Genomic DNA, 24,794 nt, shown 5'->3' on the forward strand with positions numbered 1-24,794 from the left:
TTCGCTGAATGCAAGGCTATTTTCCTTTGAATATCCATAACCTGCGGCCCATTCATCAGGCCGTATCAAGTTATCGACCGCAAGTCACGCATTCCGAACAGATCATTGCCACAATCGGCAACAATCAATTTCTCGAGGAGGAATCGGCACTTAGCTCGATCAGGACGGTTCGATCAGGGCAGGCGCGCAAGCACTTGTTCGCCCCGAGCCGTAAACGCACGCAGCGACGCCTGGCGGCCGTGGCCTGCGTAGTCCAGATGCAATTCCATATCCGCGACCGGCAACGCACCGGCGCCGCGTTCGGGCCACTCCACCAGCACCACGGCCAGCGGGTCGGACAACGCATCCAGCCCCAGCCATTCCAGTTCACCCGGATCGGCAATCCGGTACAGGTCGAGATGCCAGGCAGCTCGCTCCCTGGCTGCGTAACCCTCGATCAGGCTGTAAGTGGGACTCTTGATGCGCTCGCCCACGCCCAGCGCGGTCAGCAGGGCCCGCGCAAAGCTGGTCTTGCCGGCACCCAGCGGACCATGCAGATAGAGCACCAGACCATCGTCCAGCACCTCCGCCACGCGTATGCCCAGCGCAGCGGTAGCCGCCTCGTCGGGCAACGGCCACTGTCGTTCGGTGACAAAGCGCTCAGCCACGTTCACTCCCGTGAGTCGACATCCCGTTACCCAGCAGGCGCAACGGCGCCAGCAGATCACTGGCCAGCAACCCTCGTTCACCATTTTGCGCAGCCAGATCACCAGCGCGCGCGTGCAGCCCCACTCCGAGGCACGCGGCCTGCCACGCCGTGCAGCCTTGCGCCAGCAGCGCCGCGATGACGCCGGTGAGCAGGTCGCCCATGCCGCCTGAGGCCATGCCGGGATTGCCCCACGGACAGACGTCCAGACGTCCATCCGGATCCGCGATCAGGCTGCCCGAACCTTTCAGCACCACGGTCGCCGAAAAACACCGGGCCAGTTCGCGCACAGCAGCAAAGCGATCCTGTTCGACATCGGCTATTGACATACCCAGCAGGCGAGCTGCCTCGCCAGGGTGCGGGGTCAGCACCGTCGGCACGGCGAACGTGCACGGCTTGCGCGCCAGCAGGTTCAGACCGTCGGCATCGAGTACCAGCGGCTTGTTCGTGTCCAGCGCGGCCTGCCACAGCGCATGGGCCCAATCGCCCTGCCCCAGTCCCGGCCCAAGTGCCAGGACACTGGCACGCTCAAGCAATGGTGCCAGCACCTGTACGTCGTCGACCGCGTGCACCATCAATTCCGGCCGCGTGGCATTCAATGCCAGCAAGTGCTCGGCACGGGTTGCCACGCTGACCAGCCCGGCACCGGCGCGCAAGGCGGATTCACCCGCCAGACGCACGGCACCCGCCATGCCCTGGCCGCCGCCGATGACCAATACATGTCCGTTGGAGCCCTTGTTGGCGTAGCGGGCACGTGGCGGCATCGAACCGGCAATCAGCAGTTGTGCATCCGGCTGCACGCATGCGTAAACGCTGTCAGGCACGCCCAGGCTGGCCAACTCCAGCTGACCCACCTGGTCGGCCGCACGGCCGCTGTGCAATCCACGTTTGCCGACGATAAACGTCACGGTGACCTCGGCCTGGATTGCCGCACCGGGGCAATAGCCGGTATCTGCATTCAGTCCGGACGGTACATCCAGCGCGAGCATGGGCTTGCCACTGGCATTCATGCCATCGATCAACCTTGCGGCCGACGGCTCAGGAGCACGATTGAGACCAATGCCGTACAACGCATCCACGAACACGTCCGCCACGGGCAGCCTGGATTCCGCATCCCAAGAGCGCACCTGACCGCCGCCTTGCTCCCATTCGCTTCGCGCCAGCGCCGCGTCACCGTGCGCGACCGCGCTCAACGCCACCAGCTCGACCTGCAATCCGGCCTCGCGCGCCAGCACACCCAACAGAAAACCGTCACCACCGTTGTTGCCGGGACCACAACAGATGCAGACACGACGGGCCTGCGGCCAATGTCGACGCAGGCTGCCCAATGCTGCGCTGGCGGCACGACGCATCAAGTCATGTCCGGAGATGCCCAAGGCAATGAGCGCCTCGCGCTCCATCACACGCACCTGTTCGACGGTATGGAGATCGCGGTAATGCGGATAGGTTGGCATGCGCGAATTATAGGCATGGCCCACGTCTACAATAGGCAGATGCCCACGGCTGCTGCCCCCACCGATCCCGATTACGCCGCGCTGGCCAGCGACATCAAGCGCTGGGCTATTGAGTTGGGCTTTGCCCAGGCCGGTATCAGCGGCACCGACCTGGGCGAGGATGAAGAGCATCTCAACCGCTGGCTCGAGCATGGCCATCACGGCGAGATGGAATACATGGCGCGCCATGGCAACCGGCGCAGCCGTCCCGCTGAACTGGAACCGGGTACGCGGCGCGTCATCTCGGTGCGCATGGATTACATCCCGCCCGGCACCGCCAACGCCTGGGGCGTCCTGGAAGACGGTGAAGCTGGCTACGTGTCGCGTTATGCACTGGGCCGCGATTACCACAAGCTGATGCGCAACCGGCTGCAGAAGCTGGCCGAACGCATCCACGGCGCGGTTGGCGACTTCGGCTATCGCGCCTATGTGGATTCCGCGCCAGTATTGGAAAAGGCGCTGGCACGCAATGCGGGTCTGGGCTGGATCGGCAAGCACACCGTGCTGATCAACCGGAACGCCGGCTCGTACTTTTTTCTCGGTGAACTGTTTACCGATCTGCCACTGCCGGTCGACACGCCAGCCAGCGCGCACTGCGGCAGCTGCAGCCGCTGCATCGAGATCTGCCCGACCCAGGCCATCCTTGGGCCGTACCGGCTGGATGCGCAGCGCTGCATTTCCTATCTGACGATCGAGCTCAAGGGCAGCATTCCCGAAGACCTGCGTGCACCGATGGGCAACCGCATCTTTGGTTGCGACGACTGCCAGCTGATCTGCCCGTGGAACAAGTTTGCGCAGGAAGCCACCGAGCCTGACTTCGCCCCACGCCACAGCCTCGACGGTGCAAGACTGGTCGAACTGTTTGCGTGGAGCGAGGAGGAATTCCTCAAGCGCACCGAAGGCATGGCGATCCGGCGCACTGGTTACGAATGCTGGCTGCGCAATATCGCGGTGGCGCTGGGCAACGCGCCCTCATCCGCTGAAGTAACTGACGCGTTGCTGTCCCGTCAGGGGCATGCCTCCGACGTGGTGCGCGAACATGTGCAGTGGGCGCTGGACAGACATCGGCGCTGAGGCGCCTGCGATGGATCAGGCGCCACGACTACGGCTCAGCGGAACCTGATCAGGCAGCCGCCATCTGCTTGGGAATCGAGCGGTTGGTGTGCGAGATGCCATTGTTGGCATCAGCGTAGACCAGTGTCGGCTGGAACTGCTCCAGCTCTGCCTCCGACAGCTGCGCAAAAGCAGCGATGATGATCAGATCACCCGGCTTCGCGCGATGCGCGGCACTGCCGTTCACCGAGATGATGCCGGAGCCTTCTTCGGCACGCAGCGCATAGGTGACGAAGCGCTTGCCGTTGTTGATGTTCCAGGCGTGGATCTGTTCGTACTCGCGGATACCCGAGGCATCCAGCAGCAAGCCGTCGATCGCGATCGAGCCTTCGTAGTGCAGCTCGGCGTGGGTCACCGTCGCGCGGTGGATCTTGGCCTTGAGCATGTTCAGGTGCATGACGTTCTTTCCAGCAGGGACACCCTGCAAAGTTGGCAATTATCGAACCGATGACGTTGCACTGCAACATCATCGATGCCCATACCAATATGCGGCTGCCTCAATCGAACAGCAAGTTGTCGATCAGCCGGGTATTGCCCAGGCGCGCCGCGATCAGGGCGATCAGGCCATCGCGCTGGCCCTCGGCCGGCTCGGCCAGATCCTCGGCGCGGCGGATCACCGTGTAATCGGGCACGAATCCGGCACGCATCAGGCGTGCCGCGGCGACCTGCTCCAGCGCACGCCAGGCATGGCCCTTGCCGAGCAATTCACGCATCTTCAGCAAGGTGTCGTGGATCAATGGCGCGCGTGCACGTTCCTCGGCGGACAGGTACTGGTTGCGCGAGCTCAGTGCCAGGCCATCGTCCGCGCGCAGGGTCGGTGCGGCCATGACCATCACCGGCAGCGAGAGATCGCGGACCATCCGCTCGACCACCTTCAGTTGCTGGAAGTCCTTCTGGCCGAACACGGCCACATCCGGCTGCACCAGGTTGAACAACTTGCACACCACGGTAGCCATGCCGTCGAAATGCCCGGGCCGGTGCGCGCCTTCCAGCATGTCGGTGATCTGCGGCACATGCAGGCTGACACTGTATTCCGCACCAAACGGATAAAGAGTAGCTACGTCCGGCGCGAACAGCAGGTCGCAATCCTGCTCGGTCAATGCCGTCTGATCCTGCAGCAAGGTGCGCGGATAGCGCTCGAAATCCTCGTTCGGACCGAACTGGGTAGGATTGACGAACACGCTGGCGACCACCCGGTCGGTGCGCGCCCGCGCCAGCTTGACCAGCGACTGGTGGCCCGCATGCAGGTTGCCCATGGTCGGCACGAAACCCACCGTCTGGCCCTTGCTGCGCCAGCCACGGATGGCGGCGCGCAAGGCGGGTGCATCTTGGACGGTCTGCATGCTGCGCTAACTCGCTGATCAGTTGAAACAATGCTCGGGCGCCGGGAAGGCGCCACTGCGTACATCTTCGGCATAGGCGGCAATGGCCGCCGCCACTGAATCGCGACCGGCCAGGAAATCCTTGCTGAACTTCGGTCGCTTGCCCGGCGTGATACCGAGCATGTCATGGATCACCAGCACCTGCCCGTCGCAATGCGGGCCGGCGCCGATGCCGATGACTGGGATATTCACCGCGGCACTGATCCGTTCGCCGAGGCTGGATGGCACGCCCTCGAGCACCAGCAGATCCGCGCCGGCCGCCTGCACTGCCAGCGCCTCGGCCATGATGTGATCGGCCGCTTCCTGCTCGCGACCCTGGATGCGGAAGCCGCCAAATTTGTGCACCGACTGCGGTGTCAGCCCCAGATGTGCGCAGACCGGAATCGCGCGTGCAGTCAGGGCAGCAATCGCCTCGAGGATGTGTGCTGCGGCGCCCTCGATCTTTACCATCGCCGCACCGCCTTCACCGACCAGCCGGGCGCCGGCCTCCAGCGTATGCGCAACATCGCGATCGGCCATGAACGGCATGTCCGCTACCAGCAGGGCCGACGACAACCCACGGGCCACCGCGGCGGTGTGATAGACCATGTGGTCGAGCGTCACCGGCAGCGTACTGGCATGACCCTGCACCACCATGCCGAGCGAATCGCCGACCAACGCAATGTCGACCCCGGCCGCGTCGAGCTGCCAGGCAAGACTGGCGTCATAGGCGGTCAGCATGACGATGCGTCGCCCCTGCGCCTTCATCGCGTGCAGGCCTGGCACGGTCACCGGCTTGCGTTCGGGGGTACTGGCGTTTTGCACGTACACGGTGATTCCTGGGTAATGGCAGGCGTCGATTATCCGGCGCGCCGCGAGAAAGGCTCAAGGCAATCTTTCGCAACCGGCAAGATCGAGCCGTGCCAGCAGTTCCGCCACCGCGCCCTGTCCGGGCAACTGCAGTGCCGGTGCAAGATCGTTCAGCGGCAGCAGCACGAAGGCGCGCTCGACCATGCGAGGATGCGGCAAGGTCAAGCGGGCATCGTCAAGCTGGACACCTTCGACATGCAGCAGATCCAGGTCCAGCGTGCGCGGTCCGTTGCGTTCAGCGCGCACGCGGCCGGCGCCCCGTTCGATGTCCAGCAGCGCATCAAGCAGCGCGTACGCCGACAGCGCAGTATCCACCTGCACTGCTGCATTCACGAACGGTGGTTGTTCCAGCACGCCCCACGGCGGCGTCCGGTACAAGCGCGAACGCCGCAGCAAACGGGTATCCGGCAGGCTCGCCAGCTTGTCCATGGCATCGAGCACCTGCTGCTGCGGATCGTCCAGATTGCTGCCCAGCGCGATATAGGCCAGCGTCACATGGAACCCGGCTTGTCGCCCGGCCGACGTCGACGCCTTCGCGGACGCGATGCCTTGCTGGCCACGGGCGCGGGCATGTGGTCACTGGCACTGCCACCACCACCGGCTGGCAGCGCCGCCGCCAGCACCTCCTGCGGCAACTGCTGCGCATGCGCCCACCACTGGCCCAACTCGCGCATTGCCGGCGATTCATCCGCGCGCAACAGCAGGAAATCAAATGCTGCGCGAAAGCGCGGATGGGTCATCAGGCGGAATACCCGTTTGCGCTGGATCTGTTCGAAACGCGGCTGCAGCGACCAGATCTCCTCCATAGTGAAGGTGAAGCGGCGCGGGATCGCCACCCGCTGGCACTGCTCGCCCACCACCTGTGCGGCCGCACGTGCCCACGCCTCGTTGCTGTCCTGGCCTCGCGCGATCCAGTGGTGCGCCACGTCGCGTACCTCGCCCCACAGCAGCACCGCAAACAGGAACGCCGGGGTGACCGACTTGCCTTCGGCGATGCGCGCATCGGTGTTCGCGAGGCCATGCTCGACCAGCGAACGCAACGCTTCATCGCCGCGTTTGAGCGCCCGCGCGGTCACCGGAAACAGGAATTTCAGCAGGCCGCACTGCTCCAGCATGCGGAAGCTCTTCAGTCCGTTGCCACTCAGGAACATCTTCAGCGATTCATCGAACAGCCGGGCCGGCGCGGCATCGGCCAGCAAGGGCCCGATGCTCTCGAACGGCGCCATCGCGGCAGCGTCGATGCGCATGTCCAGCTTGGCCGCCAGCCGCGCGGCGCGCAGCATGCGCACCGGATCTTCGCGGTAACGTGTCACCGGATCACCGATCAACCGCAGTACGCGATCCTCGAGATCCTGCATACCGCCGACGTAATCGCGCACCGAGAAATCGCTGATGTCGTAATAAAGCGCATTGGCGCGGAAGTCGCGGCGTATCGCGTCTTCCTCGATCGTGCCCCAGATATTGTCACGCACGATACGGCCATCGACGATGTGGCGGTCGCCCTCGCCGCCCTCCTCACCAAGGCCGCGGAACGTGGCCACCTCGATGATCTCCGGCCCGAACACCACGTGTGCCAGGCGGAAGCGCCGGCCAATCAGGCGGCAATTGCGGAACAGCTTCTTCACCTCGTCCGGCGTCGCATCGGTGGCGACGTCGAAGTCCTTCGGCTGCAGGCCCAGCAGCAAATCGCGCACCGCGCCACCGACCAGATAGGCCGCGTAGCCCGCCTCGTTCAGGCGATACAGCACCCGCAGCGCCGCCTTGCTGATGTTCTTACGGGAAATGGTGTGCTGATCGCGCGGAATGATCCGCAGCGCTGGCGTGATGTCAGTCCTTGATTCGAGGTTCAAGCGGTCAGAATCCTTGTGTGGCAAAGCCACCCTGATGTTCAACGAGTCGCGATGCCGGGCACCGCGCGTTCTTCGAACGGTAGATATCGTTGTATGCCAAGCATTGCCGGGCGAAACAATTCCGTTATACTAACGCGCCTCGCAAGAGAACGCTCCCTTCGTCTAGTGGCCCAGGACACTGCCCTCTCAAGGCGGGAACACGAGTTCGAGTCTCGTAGGGAGCACCATTTGTTTATGCGATCGTCCGTGATCGCGGCAGCCGGCGCGACGGGTGGCGGCTTGCAGTCCTCGCCAACGTGTGAAGACCAGAAGCGGCCATCCATGGCCACACTCTTCATGAAAACCACCGAAGACCGCCAATGACTTTCGTCGTCATCGACAACTGCATCAAGTGCAAATATACCGATTGCGTTGAAGTCTGCCCGGTCGACGCCTTTCATGAAGGCCCCAATTTCCTCGTGATCGATCCGGACGAGTGCATCGACTGCACCTTGTGCGAACCGGAATGCCCGATCAACGCGATCTATCCGGAAGACGACGTGCCGGCAGGTCAGGAAGCTTTCGTGGCGCTCAACGCCGAGTTGGCCAAGGACTGGCCGGTGATCACGGAGCGCAAGGACAGCCCGGCCGACGCCAAGGACTGGGAAGGCAAGCCGGACAAGCTCAAGCTGCTGCAGCGCTGAATCCCACCATTCATAAACAAGAACGCCGCCCCGAGGGCGGCGTTCTTGTTTATGGCGCTTGAGCGCTTACTTGCCCAGGTGCGACTTCAGCGTGTCGATCACCTTGGCCACGGCCGCAGCATTACCCTGCGCGCGAATCTCGCTGGCATTCGTGCCGCTGCTGCCGATGCTGACCTGCACCGGGTACGAAGAACCGCTCGACGCACTGCTGGAATCGCTCTTGTCGTGACTGAAGATGCGGCTGAAGAAGCCTTTCTTCTTCTGCTGCTGCGCGATGGCACTCGGCACATTGAGCGTATAGCTGTGGGTGGCATCGTCATGGCTGGCGACCTGACCCAGGCTACCACCCTGCAATATCGTACCCACCTTGCTGTAGGTATTGTCGACATTGTCGGCTGTGACGAAACCATCGGTTATCTGGGCGCTGCCGCCATTCACACCGGCAATCGCACCGTTCGAGGTCGGCTGATTCGCGCCTGGCGGCGGAATCACCAATGCATCGCTGGTGGAAGGGCGGTCCAGGGTTGGCGGAATCTCCAGTGGCGATTCCTGCTGGGCGGTGTTCCACGCCTTGTGCGAGCGGAACATGCCGCAGCCGGAAAGCAGCAGCCCGCTGAGGGCCACGGCCGACAAGGCCACGAGAAGCGAGGTTTTCTTCATGTAATGGGATTCCGTAAGTAAATCAGGCAACCGGTCAGCCGGCCGCAGTCGCCAAGGATGCCAGACTGGACAGCGCTTGGTGCAATCGGGCGCGATCCGGACCGTCGTTCAGTTCAACCAGGGGCAATCTCGGCAACGCCAGACCCAGCCCCAGCAATGGCAGGCCCGCCTTGACCGCGATCGGGTTCGGCGCACAGTTGAGCGCCTCTACCAATGGCTCAAGTATCGCATGACACCGCGCCGTGGCGGCATGATCGCCAGCCACAGCCGCATCGCACAATGCCCGAAAAGCCTGCGGCGCCAGATTGGCCACCACCGAGATCGTACCGGCCGCACCCGCCAGCATGGCTTCGCCGGCACTGCCATCGTCACCGGACAGATAGACGAAATCCGCGCGAACAAGTTCCGCCAGCGCCGAAATCCGTTCGCGATCAGCGCGAGCCTCCTTGATACCGATGATCGCCGCATGCTCGCGCAGCTGGGCAACGGTTTCCGGCAGCAGGTCGCAACCTGTGCGGCTGGGCACGTTGTAAAGCAGAACCGGCAGGCCACCGTGTTCGGCCACTTCGAGGAAATGCCGGCGCAGGCCTTCCTGGGTCGGGCGCACGTAATACGGCGTCACCACCAGCGCTGCATCAGCCCCCAGCACCCTGGCGCGACGGGTCAGCGCAACGGTCTTGGCCGTGCCGGCCTCGCCGGTACCAGCGATCACCGGCACCCGGCCTGCCACGTGTTCGACCGCAAACGCCAGCAGCCGATCGAACTCGTCGTGCTCCAGCATGTGTGCTTCGCCGGTGGAACCGGCCACCACCAGTGCCTGCGTGCCACCAGCAAGCTGATAGTCAAGCAATCGACCAAACGCCAGCAAGTCGAGTGCGCCATCGGCAGCGAACGGGGTTACCAGCGCGCAGATGCTTCCGCGAATGTTCAAGACTCGATTCCGCTCCAGATCAAGCCGTGCATGTTACTTGCCGGCTTGCGAGACGGGCAAGTAAGCTCGATCGGAGTAATCTCATCGTTTCCGCATCAGCGGCATGACGCCACAGGTAGAACCTTTGAAACCTACTTCCGTCTCTTCTGCCACGGTTGCGCGCCCGGGCAACGATAACCAGCTGCTGATCCAGGCGCTCACGCCGGCGAACAAGTCGCCGCTGCTGGCACTGGCCAAGCGCATCGCCGATGCCGGCTGCAATCTTTCCGAGTCACGCGTGTCGACGATCGGCACGGAGATATCCCTGATGTTGCTGGCCAGCGGCGCGTGGGATGCATTGGCCAAGCTGGAAACCGCCGTGACCAAGCTGGCCCGCGACGAAAGCCTGCGGCTGGTGCACTACCGCACCGGGCCACGCGAGAACAGCTCGCACCTGTTGCCGTACCTGGTGGAGGTGGTGGCCGCCGACCGGCCCGGCATCGTCGCGCGCATCGTGGAGTTCTTCACCCAGCACGGCATCAGCGTGGAACAGCTGAATTCCACCCGCTACCAAGCGATGCAGACCGGCGCGGAAATGTTCCAGGCCCAGTTCACCATCGGCATTCCGGCGGAGATCCACATCGCCGCCTTGCGCGACGACTTTCTGGAGCTGTGCGACGGCCTGAATCTGGATGCGATCATGGATCCAGTCAAGTTCTGAGGATCGCGCGATCACGTCTCGCTGACAAGTACTGTTATCCACTGCCTTGCACGCGCTAGTCTTGCTCCCGGGACTACCGAGGAACCTTGCATTGCCGTCAGTGTGCCGATCCAATCCGATCGCCTTCTGCGTGCCGCCCGCAGTGTTCACCGTCAGTCGGTTCCCAAATCCTCTTCCTTTTCATCAATGTGCGCAGCGACCTCCCGCTGCGCAGGAATAGTCATGCCCGAAATTGGCAAGAAAGTCCCTTCGCTCAACGGTGTCACCAACGACGGCAATGAATTGAAGCTGGCCAGCCTGAAAGGCCAATGGGTGGTGGTGTATTTCTATCCCAAGGACAGCACGCCCGGCTGCACCAGCGAGGCGAAGGATTTTCGCGACCTGTACCCGAAATTCCGCCAGCGCCATGCGCAGGTCATCGGAGTGTCACGCGACTCCGTAAAATCGCACTCTAATTTTGTCGCGAAGCAGGAGCTGCCGTTTCCGCTGGTTTCAGACCCCGACGAGGTCTGGTGCCAGGCATTCGACGTGATCCACGAGAAGGTGTTGTACGGGAAGCGCCACCTGGGGATCGTGCGCAGCAGCTTCCTGATCGATCCGGCAGGGAAACTGGTTCGCGAATGGCGCGGGGTGAAAGTACCCGGCCACGCCCTGGCCGTGCTCGACGCCATTCCCGCCCAGTGATCAACTCGCCATTCATGCTCTTCACCAGCACCGCTTGCCGGCAACCAGTCGGTGTTCCGCGTCGCCCTTCTCCCGCGGTTTGCCGTGCACCGTGGTTCTTCCATCTCCCCACCAGCGAGGACACTTCCGCATGACCGGAAGCAAGCGCATCTACGCTCTCGATACCAACGTCCTGCTGCATGACCCGACCTCGCTGTTCCGCTTCGAGGAACACGACGTCTTCATCCCGATGACCGTGCTGGAGGAACTGGACGAAAAAAAGAAAGGCGCCTCGGAAGTCTCGCGCAATGGTCGCCAGGTCAGCCGCTTCCTCAACGAACTGATCGAGCTGGGCAAACAGCACGACCTCAGCGAGGGACTGGAACTGAGCAACCCGCAGGGCATCAAGCTCAAGCGCGGCGGCTCCGTGGGCCGGCTGTATTTCCAGCACCGCACCAGCAGCAATGGCCATACCAAGGCCGACAACCAGATCCTTTCGGCGGTGATCGAGCTGCGCGACCAGAATCCCGATCGCTCAGTGATCCTGGTCACCAAGGACATCAACCTGCGGATCAAGGCGAGCATCAATGGCATCGTCGCCGAGGATTACGAGAATGATCGCGCGCTCGATGACTTCTCCCTGCTCTATACCGGTTCCGCCGAGTTGAGTGAGGACTTCTGGGACAAGCATCCGGAAGTGCAGTCATGGACCGAACGCGGGCGCACCTTCTACAAGGTGGATCGCCATGAGGAAGAAAACTGGCATCCCAACGAATGCCTGTTCCTCCCCGGCGAGAACAACCTGGAACTGCGCGTGCTGCGCATCGACGATGTCAGCGCCACGCTGGTGCTGCTGGACGACCATTCGCATGCCAACCATCACGTCTGGGGCATTGGCGCGCGCAACCGCGAGCAGAACTTCGCGCTCAACGCACTGATGGATCCGGACGTCGATTTCGTCACCCTGCTCGGCAACGCCGGCACCGGCAAGACCTTGCTGGCACTGGCGGCCGGCCTGGCGCAGGTGATGGACCAGCAGCGTTACCGCGAGATCATCATGACCCGCGCCACCGTTTCGGTGGGCGAGGACATCGGCTTCCTGCCCGGCACCGAGGAAGAGAAGATGACGCCGTGGATGGGTGCATTGACCGACAACCTCGAGGTGCTCGCCAATCCCGAGGACGGTGGCAGCTGGGGCCGCCAGGCCACCAACGACCTGCTCGCCTCGCGCATCAAGATCCGTTCGCTCAATTTCATGCGCGGGCGCACTTTCCTCAGCCGCTACCTGATCATCGACGAAGCGCAGAACCTCACCCCGAAGCAGATGAAGACCCTGATCACTCGCGCCGGCCCCGGCACCAAGATCGTCTGCCTGGGCAACGTCGAGCAGATCGACACGCCCTACCTCACCGAAACCACCTCCGGCCTCACCTACGCGGTTGACCGTTTCAAGCAGTGGGAGCATTCGGCACATATCACGCTGCGTCGTGGCGAACGCTCGCGACTGGCTGATTTCGCGGCGGAGGCGCTCTAGGTTCACTCCGATGCAACGCATGCACCCACCGATCGCCCTTACCATCGCCGGCTCCGATTCCGGCGGTGGTGCGGGCATCCAGGCCGACCTGAAAACCTTCCAAACAAGGGGCGTGCATGGGCTTTCCGTGATCACGGCCATCACCTCGCAAAACACGCATGGCGTCAGCGCGGTGTACGCGGTGCCGCTCACGCATATCCGCAGTCAGCTCGCGGTGTTGTTCGATGACTTTCCGATCGCCGCGGTGAAGATCGGCATGCTCGGCAGCGCGGCGATCACCCGGTTGGTGGCGCATGAGATGGCTGCACGCAAACCGACATGGCTGGTGGTCGATCCGGTGATGATCGCCACCAGTGGCGCACGCCTGCTGGATGAGGATGCGCTCGAAGCGCTGACCGAAGAACTGATCCCGCTGGCCGACCTGCTCACTCCGAACCTGCCCGAAGCCGAGGCTCTGCTTGGTCATCCGATCAAAACCGCCACGCAGTTCGACGCGGCGGGCGAGGCTCTCCTGATGCTTGGTGCCGGTGCCGTTCTGCTCAAGGGTGGCCACGCCAAAGGCAATGAAGTGGTCGATCGCTACTACGACGCACGCGGTGTGCTGGAACTGCGTCATCCGCGGCTGCCGCTGGAAGGCCATGGCACCGGCTGCACGCTGGCGTCCGCGATTGCCGCCGAACTCGCCTGCGGGCGCTCGCCGCGTTCAGCCGTGCGCCGCGCGGTCGCCTATGTGCATCGCGCGCTGCAACGCGGCTACCGACCTGGCGGCGGGGCCGCGCACGTGCTGCGACACTGAACGCCACCATCAACGCGACTCTTCCCGGGAGTGATGGCGCTGGCAAACGAGTAGAATGACGTTCTGACTGCTCTGCCACGGTTGTACCTGTCGACATGATCCTTGCCCCACGTCTAGTCCTGCTGGCCGTCTTCGCCTTCTTCGCGCTGTGCGTGCTGCTGGTGCACCTGCGCGGACGCGTGCGGCTGCGTTTCGATCGCCAGCTGGTCGATCACTCGGCGATCTTCGCGCCGTACAACCTGTTGATGTATGCGTTCTCGGCGGTACCAGCGCGGCCAATCCTGGACCGTCGCGGCTTCCCTGAACTGGATCTGCTGCAGGCGAACTGGCGGGCCATCCGCGACGAGGCAACGCATCTGTTCGACGAGGGTTATATCCGCGCTGCCGCGAAGAGCAACGATGCCAGCTTCAACAGTTTCTTCAAGCAGGGCTGGAAGCGTTTCTATCTGAAATGGTATGGCGAGCCGCTGGCCTCGGCCGAAGCGCTGTGTCCGCAGACGGTGGCCCTGCTGAAGTCGATCCCCAGCGTGAAGGCTGCGATGTTCGCGCTGCTGCCGCCGGGCAGCAAGCTCAATCCGCACCGCGACCCGTTTGCCGGCTCGCTGCGCTACCACCTTGGCCTGATCACACCGAACTCGCGGAACTGCCGCATCTTCGTCGATGGCGAGGAGCATGCCTGGGGTGACGGCAAGGACGTGGTGTTTGATGAAACCTATGTGCACTGGGCCGAAAACACCAGTGAACAGACCCGGGTGATCTTGTTTGCCGACATCGAACGACCGCTACGTACACGCTGGATGAGCGCGATCAATCATCGCGTCAGTGCGTTCATGGGCAAGATCACGGCTTCACCGAACACCGAAGGCGAGGAAGAGAAAACCGGTTTCGTGAATCGCCTGTTTGCGCTCAGCCAGCGCAAGCCGGGTGCTGGCCACAAGTTCAAGGCAGCGTTCCGGAGTCGCTACAGGAAGCTGTACAAGGCCTGCAAGTACCTCGGTATCCTGCTGCTGATGTGGCTGATCTTCCTGGCACCCTGGCCGTTCTTCCGCTGAGTCCAGCGACGTCATGCAAGACTCAGGCAGCAAAAAGATCGCGGCTCATGGCCGCGATTTTTTTGTCATCAAAACCGGAACTCAGCCCTTGATGCGCTTGACGATGGCGTCGGCGAAGCTGTCAGTGCTGCCCTTGCCGCCGAGGTCCGGCGTGACCTGCGCGTGATCCAGTTCCACGGTGGCGCGGATCGCCTGGCGCAGCTGGTCGCCCTTGGCCACCATGTCCAGATAGTCGAGCATGTCGGCCGCAGCCAGCAGCAGCGCACACGGATTGGCAATGCCCTTACCGGCAATATCCGGCGCCGAGCCATGCACCGCCTCGAAGATCGCCGCGTTGGTGCCGATGTTGTCGCCCGGCGCCAGACCGAGGCCACCGACGAGACCTGCGCACAAGTCGGACAGGATGTCGCCGAACAGGTTGGTGGTGACGATCACGTCGAACTGCTCGGGCTTCATCACCAGCTGCATGCAGGTGTTGTCCACGATCATCTCGTTGAACTCGATCTGAGGGTATTCCTTGGCGATCTCGCGGGCCACGTTGAGGAACAGGCCCGAGCTGGTCTTCAGGATGTTCGCCTTGTGCACAGCGGTGATCTTCCTGCGGCCCTTCTTTATCGCCAGCTCGAACGCGTAACGCACGATGCGCGCGCTGCCCTTGCGGGTGTTGCGGATCATCGAGATAGCGGTCTCGCCATCCTCGGACAGCGTCTGTCCTTCAGACAGGTAGGCGCCCTCGGTGTTCTCGCGCACGGTGATGATGTCGATGTTTTCGTAGCGCGACTTCGTACCCGGAAAGCTGACCGCGGGGCGCACGTTCGCGTACAGGTCGAAGTGCCGGCGCAGAGTCACGTTGATCGAGGTGAAACCACCGCCGATCGGCGTGGTCAGCGGACCTTTCAGCGCCACCTTGCGTTCGGCAATCTTGTCCAGCGTGGCCTGCGGCAGCAAATCGCCATGCTTGTCCAGCGCAACCATGCCGGCGTCGACAAACTCATAGCCGAGGCCGCAATCCAGCGCGTCGAGCACGCGCAGCGTGGCAGTCATGATCTCGGGGCCAATGCCATCGCCGGGGATCACGGCAATTGTCTTGCTCATGGGGGGAAACTCCAGATAACGGAAACTGACGAGCAGCACGCGCGGAGGGGGAATGCCGAATGGAAAAGCAGGCACGTGCTGAAACCGGTCAATTATCCCCGATACCGCGCTGCGCGAACAGGGCAACCGCCGCGCAAGGCGTTGCAAATACTCGCATGCAGCATTGCGAAAACCCGCAGAGGATCATGCGCGGGCGCAATCATAAGGTTATCCGCCGGGATGTCGGCTCAGGCGTGATCGGCGCAAGCGGCCGCATCGCTGTCACTGCCGGACTCGAGCTGGTCGAGCAGATCCACCGCGCGGCGCAGATGCGGGATCACGATCGAGCCGCCCACCACCAGGCCCACACTGAATACCTCGAAGAACGCATCGCGCTCGACGCCGGCTTCCTTGCATTGCGCCACGTGATAGCTGATGCAGTCATCGCAGCGAAGTACCAGCGAGGCGACCAGGCCCAACATCTCCTTGGTCTTCACATCCAGCGCACCGGCCTTGTAGGTCTGCGTGTCCAGCGCGAAGAAGCGCCGCACGACCTGGTTGTCCTCAGCCAGGATGCGCTCGTTCATGCGCTGGCGGAACGCGGTGAATTCGGCAAGCTTGTCGCTCATGCGGTCTGCTCCAGCAGTTGCGCCAACTTGCCGCTGCGATCAGCTGCCACCAGGTCGTCATAGCCACCCACGAACTGGTCGTTGACGAAGATCTGCGGCACCGTGCGGTGGCCGCCGCTGCGCGCCAGCATGGCATCGCGCTGGGCCGGATCGGTATCGATGCGCACTTCGCTCCATTCCAGCCCCTTGGACTTGAGCAGGTTCTTGGCGGCCACGCAGTACGGGCATACCGCAGTGGAATAGACCTCGATCTTCGACATCGCAACACTCCGGGACAACAGAAAAGAACGACTTCAAAATGGGGGGCAGCGGCCGGCAACTCAAGCCGCGACAATGGTCCGTTCAGGGACTGAACCCGCACCGCCTGCAGCGGTCACAGTGCTATTGTCGCCTACCCATGACCATGACACCACGACGACCCGCGCCACGCCTGCTGACGGCCTTGATAACCGCCGGGCTGGCCTGTGCTGCCGGTGCGCAGCAGGACGTGCGCCTACCTGACCTGGGCAGTTCCGCGAACGCGCTGGTCTCACCACAGGAAGCGCAGGATTACGGCGATGCCATGCTGCGCCAGATGCGCGCGTTGGACATGGTGGTGGATGACCCGCTGCTGGACGACTACATCAACAACCTCGGTTACCGGCTGGTCGCCAGCTGCGACAAGCCGAAGGACCACTTCGCATTCTTCATCGTGAAAGACCCGGAGATCAATGCGTTCGCCGCGCCTGGCGGCTACATTGCGGTGAATTCGGGACTGATCGCGATCACCCGCAATGAAAGCGAGCTGGCCAGCGTGATCGCCCACGAAATTGGCCACATCACGCAGAACCACCTGCAGCGCGCGTTCGAGGATTCCAAGAAAGACACGCCATTGATGGCGTTGGTGCTGCTCGGCGCGATTGTCGCCGGGTCCAGCAGCCGCGGCGGTGACGCGCCGATGGCGGTGCTTGCTGGCGGCCAGGGCCTGCTTGCGCAGAAGTCGATCAACTTCACCCGCCATGACGAGATCGAAGCCGATCGTGTCGGCATCCAGACGCTGGCCAATGCCGGTTTCGACCCGAACGCGATGGCAGGCTTTTTCGATCATATGCAGGATGTCATGAGCGCCGATGCCGGCGGCCTGAACGTGCCGGCATTCCTGCAGGATCATCCGGTCACGACCGAACGCATCAGCGATGCCAAGGCACGCGCCGGAGCCTTGATCGCGGCACAGAAACTGCGCCCGTCCGGCAGCATCGTGGACAAGCAGGCGTGGGAAAAAAGCACTGCCCCGATTGCGTTCGTGAAGGACCCCACGGCATTGATGCGCCCTGCGCCAAGCGGCGACCGCCTGGATACCTGGGCGCTGATGCGTGAGCGAGTCCGCGTGTTGTCCGACGACGCCCCGAAACAGGTGATTTATTACGCGTCCAGCCTGCAAAAGCTGCATGGCTTCGACACCGCGCCGAATCATTACGGCTACGCACTGGCGCTCACCCGCAGCGGCCTCGGCGCACAGGCGATCGACCAGCTGGAACCGCTGCTGAAGACATACCCGGACAACCTGATCCTGCGACTGGCGCTCGCCGATGCCCGCCTGCAGGCGGGCCAACGCGCCGCCGCTCTGGACATCTACAGCAATCTCAATGCGCAGTCACCACGCAATCGTGCGGTGGCACTGGCCTATGCCAAGGCACTCACCGATGGCGGTGATGCGGCCCATGCCAGGCAGGCAGCAGAGCTGCTGCGCCCCTTGCTGGACAACGCCAGCGAACCGGAAATCTACAGCGCCTATGCCCGCGCCAGCGACAAGGCGGGCGACAAGATCCGCGCCGGCGAGGCGTTTGCTGACGCCAGCTACTACTCCGGCCGGCCGTTCGATGCGATGGAGCAACTCAAGCGGCTGCTCAAGCGTGACGATCTGGATTACTACGCGCGGGTGCGCATCCAGGCGCGCATCGCCGAACTGACTCCACTGGTGCTGGAGCTGAACAAGCGCAGGATCAGGACCGACGACAACCCGAACGGCCAGCAGCAACAGTGGCAGCAGCAGGACTCGTGCACTGGACGGCTCTGTTTCGGCCTCGGCGCTGATCCGGCTGGTGCCAAACCATCGTTTCCGTGACATCCTGCCAGCATGGATGTCATCGACACGTAACATTGATCAGCTGCAATATCTCCGTCATAAGCCACCGGCAGACCACGGCGTGCACAAACGCATCCTGATCGTAGAAGACGAAGTATCGATACGCGAAATGATCGCGTTTGCCCTGCGCAAGGCCGGTATGGACGCGATGCAGGCTGCCGACGCCCGTGCCGCCCAGCTGGCGATCGCCGAGCAGGTCCCCGACCTGATCCTGCTCGACTGGATGCTGCCAGGCACCAGTGGACTGGAGTTGGCCCGGCGCCTGCGCAAGGAGGAGCTGAGCCGCGAGATCCCGATCATCATGCTCACCGCGCGCGGTGAGGAGATGGATCGCGTCAACGGCCTGGAAGCCGGCGTCGACGATTACGTGGTGAAACCCTTTTCCACCCGCGAACTGATCGCGCGGATCAAGGCCGTGCTGCGGCGCAGTCAGGGCGACGACGGTTCCGGCATGGTCGAGCTGGGCAACCTGCGCATCGACGGCCCGGCGCACCGGGTATTTGCCGGTGACGACGCGGTGCCGATCGGCCCGACCGAATATCGGCTGCTGTACTTCTTCATGACCCACCCCGAACGGGTCTATTCGCGCACACAACTGCTGGATCATGTGTGGGGTGGCAGCGTCTACGTGGAAGAGCGCACGGTCGACGTGCATATCCGCCGCCTGCGCAAGACGCTGGAACCGTGGAAGCTCGACGACATGGTGCAGACCGTGCGCGGTACCGGTTATCGTTTTTCGCTGAGTGCCTGATTCACGCAACGGGCTTGCAGTGCGTTCGACTTTTGTCGATGCTGGCTTCCCGCCACCTTGAGCCCACCGGCACTTCGCCCGCATGGCCCAATCTGCAACATTCCCATGGAAATTACCTGCCGCCTGCGCGGCCGCCCTGCTTGCCGGCGGCCTGCTGGGCTGGCTTGTGCATGGACACCTCGCCAGCGGAGTCGCCCTGGTCGCTGTGGTGGAAGTCGTCTTGCTACTGACCCGAATCCGTCATCAAACGCAGCCCATGATGGCGGTACCGGCTTCAGCCAGCCCTCTCCAGCATGACCGTTTCATGACGCGTTCCCGCCGTATTGCCTCCAGTCTGCGCGATTTGCGCAACGCCGCCAGCCAGTTGCCGGATGCGGTCGTGCTGCTCGACCAGGAACAGCATGTCCGCTGGTTCAATCACGCCGCCGAAGATCTGCTCGGGCTGCGCCGGCCAAAGGATCGTGGCGTGCTGCTGCAGCAGCGGCTGGCGACATCGGACCTGTCCGACTGGTTGCGCGATGGGACCGCGGAGCCGCTCAACGATGTGGCCGCACCAGGCCATCCAGACAGCCAGATCAACGTCAGCATGCTCCCGTTTGGACGCCGCCAGCAATTGCTGCTGGCACGCGACATCAGCCATCTGAACCGGCTCGAACAAGTGCGGCGTGATTTCGTCGCCAATGTCTCGCATGAGCTGCGCACGCCGCTGACGGTCATCCACGGCTACCTCGAACTGATCGACCCGGAAGACGTTCCCGAGCTGGCCCCGGTGCTCGGCGAGATGCGCGCGCAGTCAAAACGGATGGGACAGATCGTCGAAGACCTGCTGGCCCTGTCGCGGCTGGAAACGCAGCACCAGATCGTCGATGAACGAGTGCCGATGGCGCCCTTGCTTGCCACCGTGCGCAAGGAAGCCGAAGCGCTCAGCCAGGGCCGTCATCAGATCACGCTCGAATCCACTGCCGAGGCGGATCTGCTCGGTTCACCGAAAGATCTGCACAGTGCATTGTCGAATCTGGTCAGCAACGCGGTGCGCTACACGCCGACCGGCGGCAGCATCGTGATCCGCTGGCAGCGCACGCCTGACGGTGCGGTGTACTCGGTCAGCGACACCGGCTTCGGCATTCCGGCTTCGCATCTGGCTAGGCTCACCGAGCGCTTCTACCGGGTCTCCTCCAGCCGCTCGCGCGACAGCGGCGGCACCGGGCTGGGCCTGTCCATCGTCAAGCATGTGCTGAACCTGCACCAGGCGCAGCTGCGGGTCGAGAGTACGCCTGGCGCAGGCTCGACCTTCGCCTGCCATTTCGGACATGCGCGCGTGCTGGTACCCGGTGGCCGCGACGAAGGCTGAATATCGTAGCGTTTCCTTGGCCTGCGCCATGGGCCAGAATGAAGCATGCCTCATCCATCCCCTGCCCCATCCAGCGAACCCGACTTGAGCGCCCCCGGCCTATATTTCAGCCGCGAACTGGCTGCGCTCGAATTCAATTTCCGCGTACTGGCGCTGGCTCGCGATCCCAAGGTGCCGCTGCTGGAGCGGGTGCGCTACCTGAGCATCGTGGCGAACAACCTCGACGAATTCTTCGAGGTGCGAGTGGCGATGCTCAAGCACCACCACACCTTCGGCTCAGCCGCGCCAGGGCCGGACGGCCTTTCCTCCAGCGAGCTGCTGGCGCGCATCCGCACTCGCGTGCTGGATCTGGTCACTGAGCAATACGCAACGTGGCAGGAGCAGCTCCGGCCGCAGATGGATGCCGCGCAGATCCACATCCTCACCCGCAAGCACTGGAGTGCGCGCCAGCGGCGCTGGCTGCAGGGTTATTTCGAGCATGAGGTGCTGCCGGTGCTGTCGCCGCTAGGGCTGGATCCGGCACATCCATTCCCGCGCATCCTCAACAAGACGCTGAACATCGCCGTGGTACTGAAAGGCCGCGACGCATTCGGCCACGAAGGCCACATGGCACTGGTACGCGCTCCACGCTCGCTGCCACGGATCATCCGCGTACCCGCCGAGGTCAGTGGTCCAGGCGAGCATTTCGTGTTCCTCGCCGAGCTGCTGCAGGCCTTCGTCGATCTGATGTTTCCCGGTTTCAAGGTGGTTGGCTCGTACCAGTTCCGGGTCACTCGCAACAGCGAGTTGATCGTCGAAGAAGCCGAGGTACAGAACCTCGCCCTCGCACTCAGCGAAGAGCTGATCGGTCGCGGCTATGCGCGTCCGGTGCGACTGGAGATCGCCAACGATTGCCCGAAGGCGATCACCGCGATGCTGATCCAGAACTTCCAGCTCGAGGAGTCCGACGTCTACCGCTGCGACGGTCCGGTCAACATCATCCGTGTCGGCCTGCTCTACGACTGGCTGGATCGGCCGGAACTGAAGTTCCCGCGTTTCAATCCGCAGCTGCCGGCCGTGCTCGAAAACGCGAAGAACAAGTTCGATCTGATCAGCCAGCGCGACGTGCTGCTGCATCATCCATATCAGAGCTTTGCCGCGGTGATCGACCTGTTGCGCCAGGCCACCGCCGATCCGCAGGTACTGGCGATCAAGCAGACGCTTTATCGCGCAGGCGAAGACACGCCACTGGTCGACCTGCTGGTGGAGGCCGCGAGGAACGGCAAGGACATTACCGTGGTGATCGAGCTACGCGCGCGTTTCGATGAAGAAGCCAACATCCGCCTGGCGACCCGGCTGCAGGAAGCCGGCGTACAGGTGGTGTACGGCGTAGTCGGCTTCAAGACCCACGCCAAGATGCTGCTGATCGTGCGGCGTGAGGACGGCGTGCTCCGTCGTTACGTGCACCTGTCCACCGGCAATTACCACCAGATCAACAGCCGCACCTATACTGACATTGGCCTGATGACCGCGAATGCCGAGATTGGCGAGGATCTGCACAAGGTGTTCCAGCAGCTCTCGGGGCTGGGACCGATGATCGAACTGAAGCGCCTGTTGCACTCACCGTTCACGCTGTACACCAGCGTGATGGCGAAGATTGAGCGCGAAACCGTGCATGCACAGGCTGGACGCCCGGCACGCATCGTCGCCAAGCTCAATGCACTGAACGAGGCACATGTGATCGAGGCGCTTTACCGTGCTTCGCAGGCAGGTGTGGAGATCGACCTGATCGTGCGCGGCGCCTGCACCCTGCGGCCCGGCCTGCCCGGCATTTCCGAACGCATTCGCGTGCGCTCGATCGTCGGGCGTTTCCTCGAGCACAGCCGGGTGTACTGGTTCGCCAACAACGGCGAGGCAGAAATCTATTGCGCCAGCGCGGACTGGATGGAGCGCAACCTGATGCGGCGGATCGAGGTGGCCTTCCCGATTCTCGATCCCGAGCTGGCCGCGCGCGTGTTCGAGGAGACTCTCGCCAACGGGCTGGCCGACAATACCCAGGCATGGCTGCTCGGTAGCGACGGTCGCTATGTACGCGCCGAGCCCGGCGAAAACCCGCCCTATAGCGCACAGCTGAGCCTGCTCGAGCGATTCTGCCCATGAACTGCTTTCGTATCCGTCCCAAGCGTCCATGCGAGAATCCACGCTTCGTCGTCGCGGGAGTCTTGGCGTGAGTCCAGCCGAACACACACCGATTCGCGATGGTGAACTGATCGCCGCCGTGGACATGGGCTCGAACAGCTACCACATGGTGGTAGCACGCATGGAACACGGCGAACCGCGGGTGATCGACCGCCTGCGCGATACCGTGCGGATGGCCGCTGGCCTGCGCGCCGACGGCACGCTGGATGCCGAGCGGCGCGCCCGCGCACTGAATTGCCTGGCACGCTTCGGCCAGCGCATTGCCGGCCTGCCATCGATCCGGGTCCGTGCAGTGGCCACCAACACGGTGCGCCGGCTGGCCTCGCCGCAAGCATTCCTGACCGCCGCCGAGACCGCGCTCGGCCATCCGATCGAAGTCGTTTCCGGCCGCGAGGAAGGTCGCCTGATCTTTCTCGGCGCGGCACATGACCTGGCCGCCTCGCGCGAACCCCGACTGGTGATCGACGTTGGCGGCGGCAGTACCGAATTCATCATCGGCCGTGGACTGGCACCGCTGCACACCGAGAGCGTGCAGGCCGGCTGCATCGCCTCAACCATGCGCTTCTTCCCCGGCGGCAAGCTCAACCGCAAGCGCTGGCAGCGTGCGCGCAGCGAGATCGGCGTGCTGCTGCAGCAGTTTGCCGAGGACTACCGCGAATCGGGCTGGCAGGATGCCTACGGTTCGTCAGGCACCGCCAAGTCAATCGGCTCGGTGGTGCAGGCGATGAAATTTTCCGACGACGGTATCACTCCGGCATCACTCGCCTCGCTGCGCGACGTGCTGATCGAACACGGCCAGACCGATACGCTTAAGCTGCCGGGCCTGGCTGAGGAGCGCGCGCAGGTGATCGCCGGTGGCGTGGTGATCTTCGAAGCCGCCTTCGCTGCGCTCGGTATCGAGCGGATGCGCGTATGCGAAAGCTCGATGCGCGAAGGGCTGTTGTGGGACCTGCTCGGCCGCGCCGGCGGCAGCGATCCGCGCACCGCCAGCATCGATGCGTTGGCCACCCGCTACGGGGTGGATCGCGCGCAGGCACGCCGGGTCGAGTCGACCGCGCTGATGTTTTTCGACCAGATTGCCCGCTCATGGAAGCTCGACGCGGATGCGCGCGAGTGGCTTTCGTGGGCGTCACGGGTGCATGAAATCGGCCTGGCCATCGCACACAGCCAGCACCACCACCACGGCGCCTACATCCTGCGCCACGCCGATCTGGCCGGCTTCTCGCGGCAGGAGCAGCAACTGCTGGCGGCCGTGGTCGAGATGCATCGGCGCAAGCCGGATCGGGCAGTGATCATGGCCCTACCGCAGCGCTATCGCCAGCTGGCGCGCTACACCACCGCGCTGCTGCGCGTGGCAGTGCTATTCCGTCGCGCCCGCCGGGCCGAGTCGCTGCCGCCGATGCGGCTTGCCGCCAACAGCAAGTCCCTGCGGCTAAGCCTGCCGATCGCCTGGCTCGAACAGCATCCGCTCAGCGAAGCTGACCTGCAGCAGGAGCAGGCGCCAATGGCGGAACTGGGACTGCGACTGGAGCTATCTGCCAGCTGATCGAGGCTTCGTGCGTCTGAGCCACGCCATGCCACAGCCGCGTATCATGTGCGGACGCCCAGACTGCTGATGCCCATGATCAAATCCCTGCTCGCTTCCCTGCTCCTGATCCTGCCGCTGACCCTGGCGGCACAAACTGCCAAGCCGGCAGCAGTCACATCGGTATCGCCGCAGGTGCTGCTGCATACCTCGCAGGGTGACATCACGCTGGAGCTGTATCCGGACAAGGCGCCGAAGAGCGTGGCCAATTTCCTGCAATACGTGCGCGATGGCTTTTACAACGGCACCTTGATGAATCGGGCCATCCCCGGTTACTTGCTGCAGGGCGGCCTGTATACACGCGACCTGCAGCCCAAGCGCACGCGCCCGGCCATCGCCAACGAAGCCGACAACGGCTTGTCGAACCTCCGCGGCACGGTGGCGGTTGCACGCGGCGCCGATCCGAGCTCCGGTACCTCGCAGTTCTTCTTCAACTTGGTCGACAACCGCCGGCTGGACTTCGTCGGCAACCAGAGCGGCCTGACCTGGGGCTATGCCGTGTTTGGCAAGGTGACCAAGGGCATGGACGTGGTCGACAAGATCGCCGTGCTGCCCACCCATGCGCTTGGCCCGTTTGCGAGTGACGTGCCGAATCCGCTGGTGCTGATCGAAAGCGCATATGTCGTCGGTGAAGGAACTCCCGCACCGGCGGCCACCACCAAGCCGGCGGCCAAGCCCAGTCGGAAACCCGCCAACAAGGGTTGATCATC

Annotated in this window: 25 protein-coding genes and 1 tRNA gene; 14 read left to right on the forward strand and 12 right to left on the reverse strand. The window is 63.4% G+C overall.

Going from position 1 to position 24,794, the window contains the following annotated elements:
• Positions 1 to 173: 173 nt before the first annotated feature.
• Both tsaE and GSQ75_RS09010 read right to left on the reverse strand, forming a co-directional pair.
• Positions 174 to 647 carry a tRNA (adenosine(37)-N6)-threonylcarbamoyltransferase complex ATPase subunit type 1 TsaE gene (tsaE, locus tag GSQ75_RS09005; RefSeq protein ID WP_254058514.1) on the reverse strand — a complete coding sequence of 158 codons (474 nt, stop codon included), beginning with the start codon at positions 645 to 647 and terminating at the stop codon, positions 174 to 176.
• Entirely contained in the window at positions 640 to 2,139 is a 1,500-nt protein-coding gene (locus tag GSQ75_RS09010; protein WP_158754221.1) for an NAD(P)H-hydrate dehydratase, read from the reverse strand. The genes tsaE and GSQ75_RS09010 overlap by 8 nt, the downstream gene beginning before the upstream one ends.
• A 15-nt stretch (positions 2,140 to 2,154) precedes the next feature.
• Here GSQ75_RS09010 and queG point away from each other — a divergent pair, with 15 nt between their 5' ends.
• Positions 2,155 to 3,252, forward strand: coding sequence for a tRNA epoxyqueuosine(34) reductase QueG (gene queG / locus GSQ75_RS09015; RefSeq protein WP_254058515.1), 1,098 nt, complete (start codon positions 2,155 to 2,157; stop codon positions 3,250 to 3,252).
• Between the two features lie 49 nt (positions 3,253 to 3,301).
• On the opposite strand, the gene panD is transcribed toward queG, so the two are convergent.
• The 5 genes from panD to pcnB all read right to left on the reverse strand — a co-directional run bounded on the left by panD (position 3,302) and on the right by pcnB (position 7,372).
• Positions 3,302 to 3,688, reverse strand: coding sequence for an aspartate 1-decarboxylase (gene panD, locus GSQ75_RS09020; RefSeq protein ID WP_158754222.1), 387 nt, complete (start codon positions 3,686 to 3,688; stop codon positions 3,302 to 3,304).
• Between the two features lie 100 nt (positions 3,689 to 3,788).
• Entirely contained in the window at positions 3,789 to 4,634 is an 846-nt protein-coding gene (gene panC / locus GSQ75_RS09025; RefSeq protein WP_158754223.1) for a pantoate--beta-alanine ligase, read from the reverse strand.
• An 18-nt stretch (positions 4,635 to 4,652) separates the two neighbouring features.
• A complete protein-coding gene (gene panB / locus GSQ75_RS09030; protein ID WP_158754224.1) occupies positions 4,653 to 5,483 on the reverse strand; it encodes a 3-methyl-2-oxobutanoate hydroxymethyltransferase in 831 nt (276 codons plus the stop codon).
• Between the two features lie 54 nt (positions 5,484 to 5,537).
• On the reverse strand, positions 5,538 to 6,017 hold the full coding sequence (gene folK, locus GSQ75_RS09035) for a 2-amino-4-hydroxy-6-hydroxymethyldihydropteridine diphosphokinase (RefSeq protein WP_158754225.1): 480 nt from the start codon (positions 6,015 to 6,017) through the stop codon (positions 5,538 to 5,540).
• On the reverse strand, positions 6,014 to 7,372 hold the full coding sequence (gene pcnB / locus GSQ75_RS09040; protein ID WP_158754226.1) for a polynucleotide adenylyltransferase PcnB: 1,359 nt from the start codon (positions 7,370 to 7,372) through the stop codon (positions 6,014 to 6,016). The genes folK and pcnB overlap by 4 nt, the downstream gene beginning before the upstream one ends.
• Before the next feature lie 151 nt (positions 7,373 to 7,523).
• Between pcnB and GSQ75_RS09045 the strand changes: the two genes are divergently transcribed.
• Together GSQ75_RS09045 and fdxA are read left to right on the forward strand one after the other, a co-directional pair.
• A tRNA-Glu gene (locus GSQ75_RS09045) sits at positions 7,524 to 7,599 on the forward strand.
• Between the two features lie 132 nt (positions 7,600 to 7,731).
• Positions 7,732 to 8,055, forward strand: coding sequence for a ferredoxin FdxA (fdxA, locus tag GSQ75_RS09050; RefSeq protein WP_077442435.1), 324 nt, complete (start codon positions 7,732 to 7,734; stop codon positions 8,053 to 8,055).
• A 66-nt stretch (positions 8,056 to 8,121) separates the two neighbouring features.
• On the opposite strand, the gene GSQ75_RS09055 is transcribed toward fdxA, so the two are convergent.
• Positions 8,122 to 8,715, reverse strand: a complete 594-nt coding sequence (locus GSQ75_RS09055) for a hypothetical protein (RefSeq protein WP_158754227.1) — start codon at positions 8,713 to 8,715, stop codon at positions 8,122 to 8,124.
• A 34-nt stretch (positions 8,716 to 8,749) separates the two neighbouring features.
• Positions 8,750 to 9,646 carry a 4-hydroxy-tetrahydrodipicolinate synthase gene (gene dapA, locus GSQ75_RS09060; RefSeq protein ID WP_158754228.1) on the reverse strand — a complete coding sequence of 299 codons (897 nt, stop codon included), beginning with the start codon at positions 9,644 to 9,646 and terminating at the stop codon, positions 8,750 to 8,752.
• Between the two features lie 124 nt (positions 9,647 to 9,770).
• Between dapA and GSQ75_RS09065 the strand changes: the two genes are divergently transcribed.
• The 5 genes from GSQ75_RS09065 to GSQ75_RS09085 all read left to right on the forward strand — a co-directional run bounded on the left by GSQ75_RS09065 (position 9,771) and on the right by GSQ75_RS09085 (position 14,391).
• The gene (locus GSQ75_RS09065; RefSeq protein WP_254058516.1) at positions 9,771 to 10,346 is read left to right on the forward strand and encodes a glycine cleavage system protein R; all 576 of its coding nucleotides are present in this window, start codon (positions 9,771 to 9,773) and stop codon (positions 10,344 to 10,346) included.
• 222 nt (positions 10,347 to 10,568) lie between these two features.
• Positions 10,569 to 11,030 (forward strand): peroxiredoxin, encoded by a 462-nt coding sequence (locus GSQ75_RS09070; protein ID WP_158754229.1) that lies wholly within the window; start codon positions 10,569 to 10,571, stop codon positions 11,028 to 11,030.
• Positions 11,031 to 11,160: 130 nt separating this feature from the next.
• Positions 11,161 to 12,543, forward strand: a complete 1,383-nt coding sequence (locus GSQ75_RS09075) for a PhoH family protein (protein ID WP_158754230.1) — start codon at positions 11,161 to 11,163, stop codon at positions 12,541 to 12,543.
• A gap of 10 nt (positions 12,544 to 12,553) precedes the next feature.
• Positions 12,554 to 13,339 carry a bifunctional hydroxymethylpyrimidine kinase/phosphomethylpyrimidine kinase gene (gene thiD, locus GSQ75_RS09080; protein ID WP_158754231.1) on the forward strand — a complete coding sequence of 262 codons (786 nt, stop codon included), beginning with the start codon at positions 12,554 to 12,556 and terminating at the stop codon, positions 13,337 to 13,339.
• A 95-nt stretch (positions 13,340 to 13,434) separates the two neighbouring features.
• A complete protein-coding gene (locus GSQ75_RS09085; protein ID WP_158754232.1) occupies positions 13,435 to 14,391 on the forward strand; it encodes an aspartyl/asparaginyl beta-hydroxylase domain-containing protein in 957 nt (318 codons plus the stop codon).
• Between the two features lie 81 nt (positions 14,392 to 14,472).
• On the opposite strand, the gene GSQ75_RS09090 is transcribed toward GSQ75_RS09085, so the two are convergent.
• From GSQ75_RS09090 to grxC, 3 genes are all read right to left on the reverse strand, one after another.
• On the reverse strand, positions 14,473 to 15,486 hold the full coding sequence (locus GSQ75_RS09090; protein ID WP_158754233.1) for an isocitrate dehydrogenase: 1,014 nt from the start codon (positions 15,484 to 15,486) through the stop codon (positions 14,473 to 14,475).
• 227 nt (positions 15,487 to 15,713) lie between these two features.
• Positions 15,714 to 16,094 (reverse strand): carboxymuconolactone decarboxylase family protein, encoded by a 381-nt coding sequence (locus GSQ75_RS09095; protein WP_158754234.1) that lies wholly within the window; start codon positions 16,092 to 16,094, stop codon positions 15,714 to 15,716.
• The gene (gene grxC / locus GSQ75_RS09100) at positions 16,091 to 16,354 is read right to left on the reverse strand and encodes a glutaredoxin 3 (RefSeq protein ID WP_158754235.1); all 264 of its coding nucleotides are present in this window, start codon (positions 16,352 to 16,354) and stop codon (positions 16,091 to 16,093) included. The genes GSQ75_RS09095 and grxC overlap by 4 nt, the downstream gene beginning before the upstream one ends.
• 137 nt (positions 16,355 to 16,491) lie before the next feature.
• On the opposite strand from grxC, the gene GSQ75_RS09105 reads away from it, so the two are divergent.
• The 6 genes from GSQ75_RS09105 (at position 16,492) to GSQ75_RS09130 (ending at position 24,789) form a co-directional block, all read left to right on the forward strand.
• Positions 16,492 to 18,198: a M48 family metalloprotease gene (locus GSQ75_RS09105; RefSeq protein ID WP_158754236.1), complete on the forward strand. Its 1,707-nt coding sequence runs from the start codon at positions 16,492 to 16,494 to the stop codon at positions 18,196 to 18,198.
• An 82-nt stretch (positions 18,199 to 18,280) separates the two neighbouring features.
• Positions 18,281 to 18,970: a phosphate regulon transcriptional regulator PhoB gene (gene phoB, locus GSQ75_RS09110; protein ID WP_158754237.1), complete on the forward strand. Its 690-nt coding sequence runs from the start codon at positions 18,281 to 18,283 to the stop codon at positions 18,968 to 18,970.
• 256 nt (positions 18,971 to 19,226) lie between these two features.
• A complete protein-coding gene (gene phoR, locus GSQ75_RS09115; RefSeq protein ID WP_254058522.1) occupies positions 19,227 to 20,321 on the forward strand; it encodes a phosphate regulon sensor histidine kinase PhoR in 1,095 nt (364 codons plus the stop codon).
• A 45-nt stretch (positions 20,322 to 20,366) separates the two neighbouring features.
• Positions 20,367 to 22,460 (forward strand): polyphosphate kinase 1, encoded by a 2,094-nt coding sequence (ppk1, locus tag GSQ75_RS09120; protein WP_158754239.1) that lies wholly within the window; start codon positions 20,367 to 20,369, stop codon positions 22,458 to 22,460.
• A 67-nt stretch (positions 22,461 to 22,527) separates the two neighbouring features.
• Positions 22,528 to 24,045: a Ppx/GppA phosphatase family protein gene (locus tag GSQ75_RS09125; protein ID WP_158754240.1), complete on the forward strand. Its 1,518-nt coding sequence runs from the start codon at positions 22,528 to 22,530 to the stop codon at positions 24,043 to 24,045.
• A 75-nt stretch (positions 24,046 to 24,120) separates the two neighbouring features.
• Positions 24,121 to 24,789 carry a peptidylprolyl isomerase gene (locus GSQ75_RS09130; RefSeq protein WP_158754242.1) on the forward strand — a complete coding sequence of 223 codons (669 nt, stop codon included), beginning with the start codon at positions 24,121 to 24,123 and terminating at the stop codon, positions 24,787 to 24,789.
• The last annotated feature ends 5 nt before the right edge of the window (positions 24,790 to 24,794 follow it).

It is taken from the genome of Dyella sp. S184, from assembly GCF_009766065.1.
Taxonomy (GTDB): domain Bacteria; phylum Pseudomonadota; class Gammaproteobacteria; order Xanthomonadales; family Rhodanobacteraceae; genus Rhodanobacter.

Bases quoted from the DNA above. Each gene is read 5' to 3' on its own strand.
- GSQ75_RS09075 (WP_158754230.1), top strand. From the start codon at position 11,161: ATGACCGGAAGCAAGCGCATCTACGCTCTCGATACCAACGTCCTGCTG.
- GSQ75_RS09085 (WP_158754232.1), top strand. From the start codon at position 13,435: ATGATCCTTGCCCCACGTCTAGTCCTGCTGGCCGTCTTCGCCTTCTTC.
- phoR (WP_254058522.1), top strand. From the start codon at position 19,227: ATGATGGCGGTACCGGCTTCAGCCAGCCCTCTCCAGCATGACCGTTTC.
- GSQ75_RS09070 (WP_158754229.1), top strand. From the start codon at position 10,569: ATGCCCGAAATTGGCAAGAAAGTCCCTTCGCTCAACGGTGTCACCAAC.
- panC (WP_158754223.1), bottom strand. From the start codon at position 4,634: ATGCAGACCGTCCAAGATGCACCCGCCTTGCGCGCCGCCATCCGTGGC.
- grxC (WP_158754235.1), bottom strand. From the start codon at position 16,354: ATGTCGAAGATCGAGGTCTATTCCACTGCGGTATGCCCGTACTGCGTG.
- ppk1 (WP_158754239.1), top strand. From the start codon at position 20,367: ATGCCTCATCCATCCCCTGCCCCATCCAGCGAACCCGACTTGAGCGCC.
- GSQ75_RS09130 (WP_158754242.1), top strand. From the start codon at position 24,121: ATGATCAAATCCCTGCTCGCTTCCCTGCTCCTGATCCTGCCGCTGACC.
- GSQ75_RS09090 (WP_158754233.1), bottom strand. From the start codon at position 15,486: ATGAGCAAGACAATTGCCGTGATCCCCGGCGATGGCATTGGCCCCGAG.
- GSQ75_RS09055 (WP_158754227.1), bottom strand. From the start codon at position 8,715: ATGAAGAAAACCTCGCTTCTCGTGGCCTTGTCGGCCGTGGCCCTCAGC.
- GSQ75_RS09105 (WP_158754236.1), top strand. From the start codon at position 16,492: ATGACCATGACACCACGACGACCCGCGCCACGCCTGCTGACGGCCTTG.
- queG (WP_254058515.1), top strand. From the start codon at position 2,155: ATGGCCCACGTCTACAATAGGCAGATGCCCACGGCTGCTGCCCCCACC.
- GSQ75_RS09010 (WP_158754221.1), bottom strand. From the start codon at position 2,139: ATGCCAACCTATCCGCATTACCGCGATCTCCATACCGTCGAACAGGTG.
- thiD (WP_158754231.1), top strand. From the start codon at position 12,554: ATGCAACGCATGCACCCACCGATCGCCCTTACCATCGCCGGCTCCGAT.
- fdxA (WP_077442435.1), top strand. From the start codon at position 7,732: ATGACTTTCGTCGTCATCGACAACTGCATCAAGTGCAAATATACCGAT.
- GSQ75_RS09095 (WP_158754234.1), bottom strand. From the start codon at position 16,094: ATGAGCGACAAGCTTGCCGAATTCACCGCGTTCCGCCAGCGCATGAAC.
- panD (WP_158754222.1), bottom strand. From the start codon at position 3,688: ATGCACCTGAACATGCTCAAGGCCAAGATCCACCGCGCGACGGTGACC.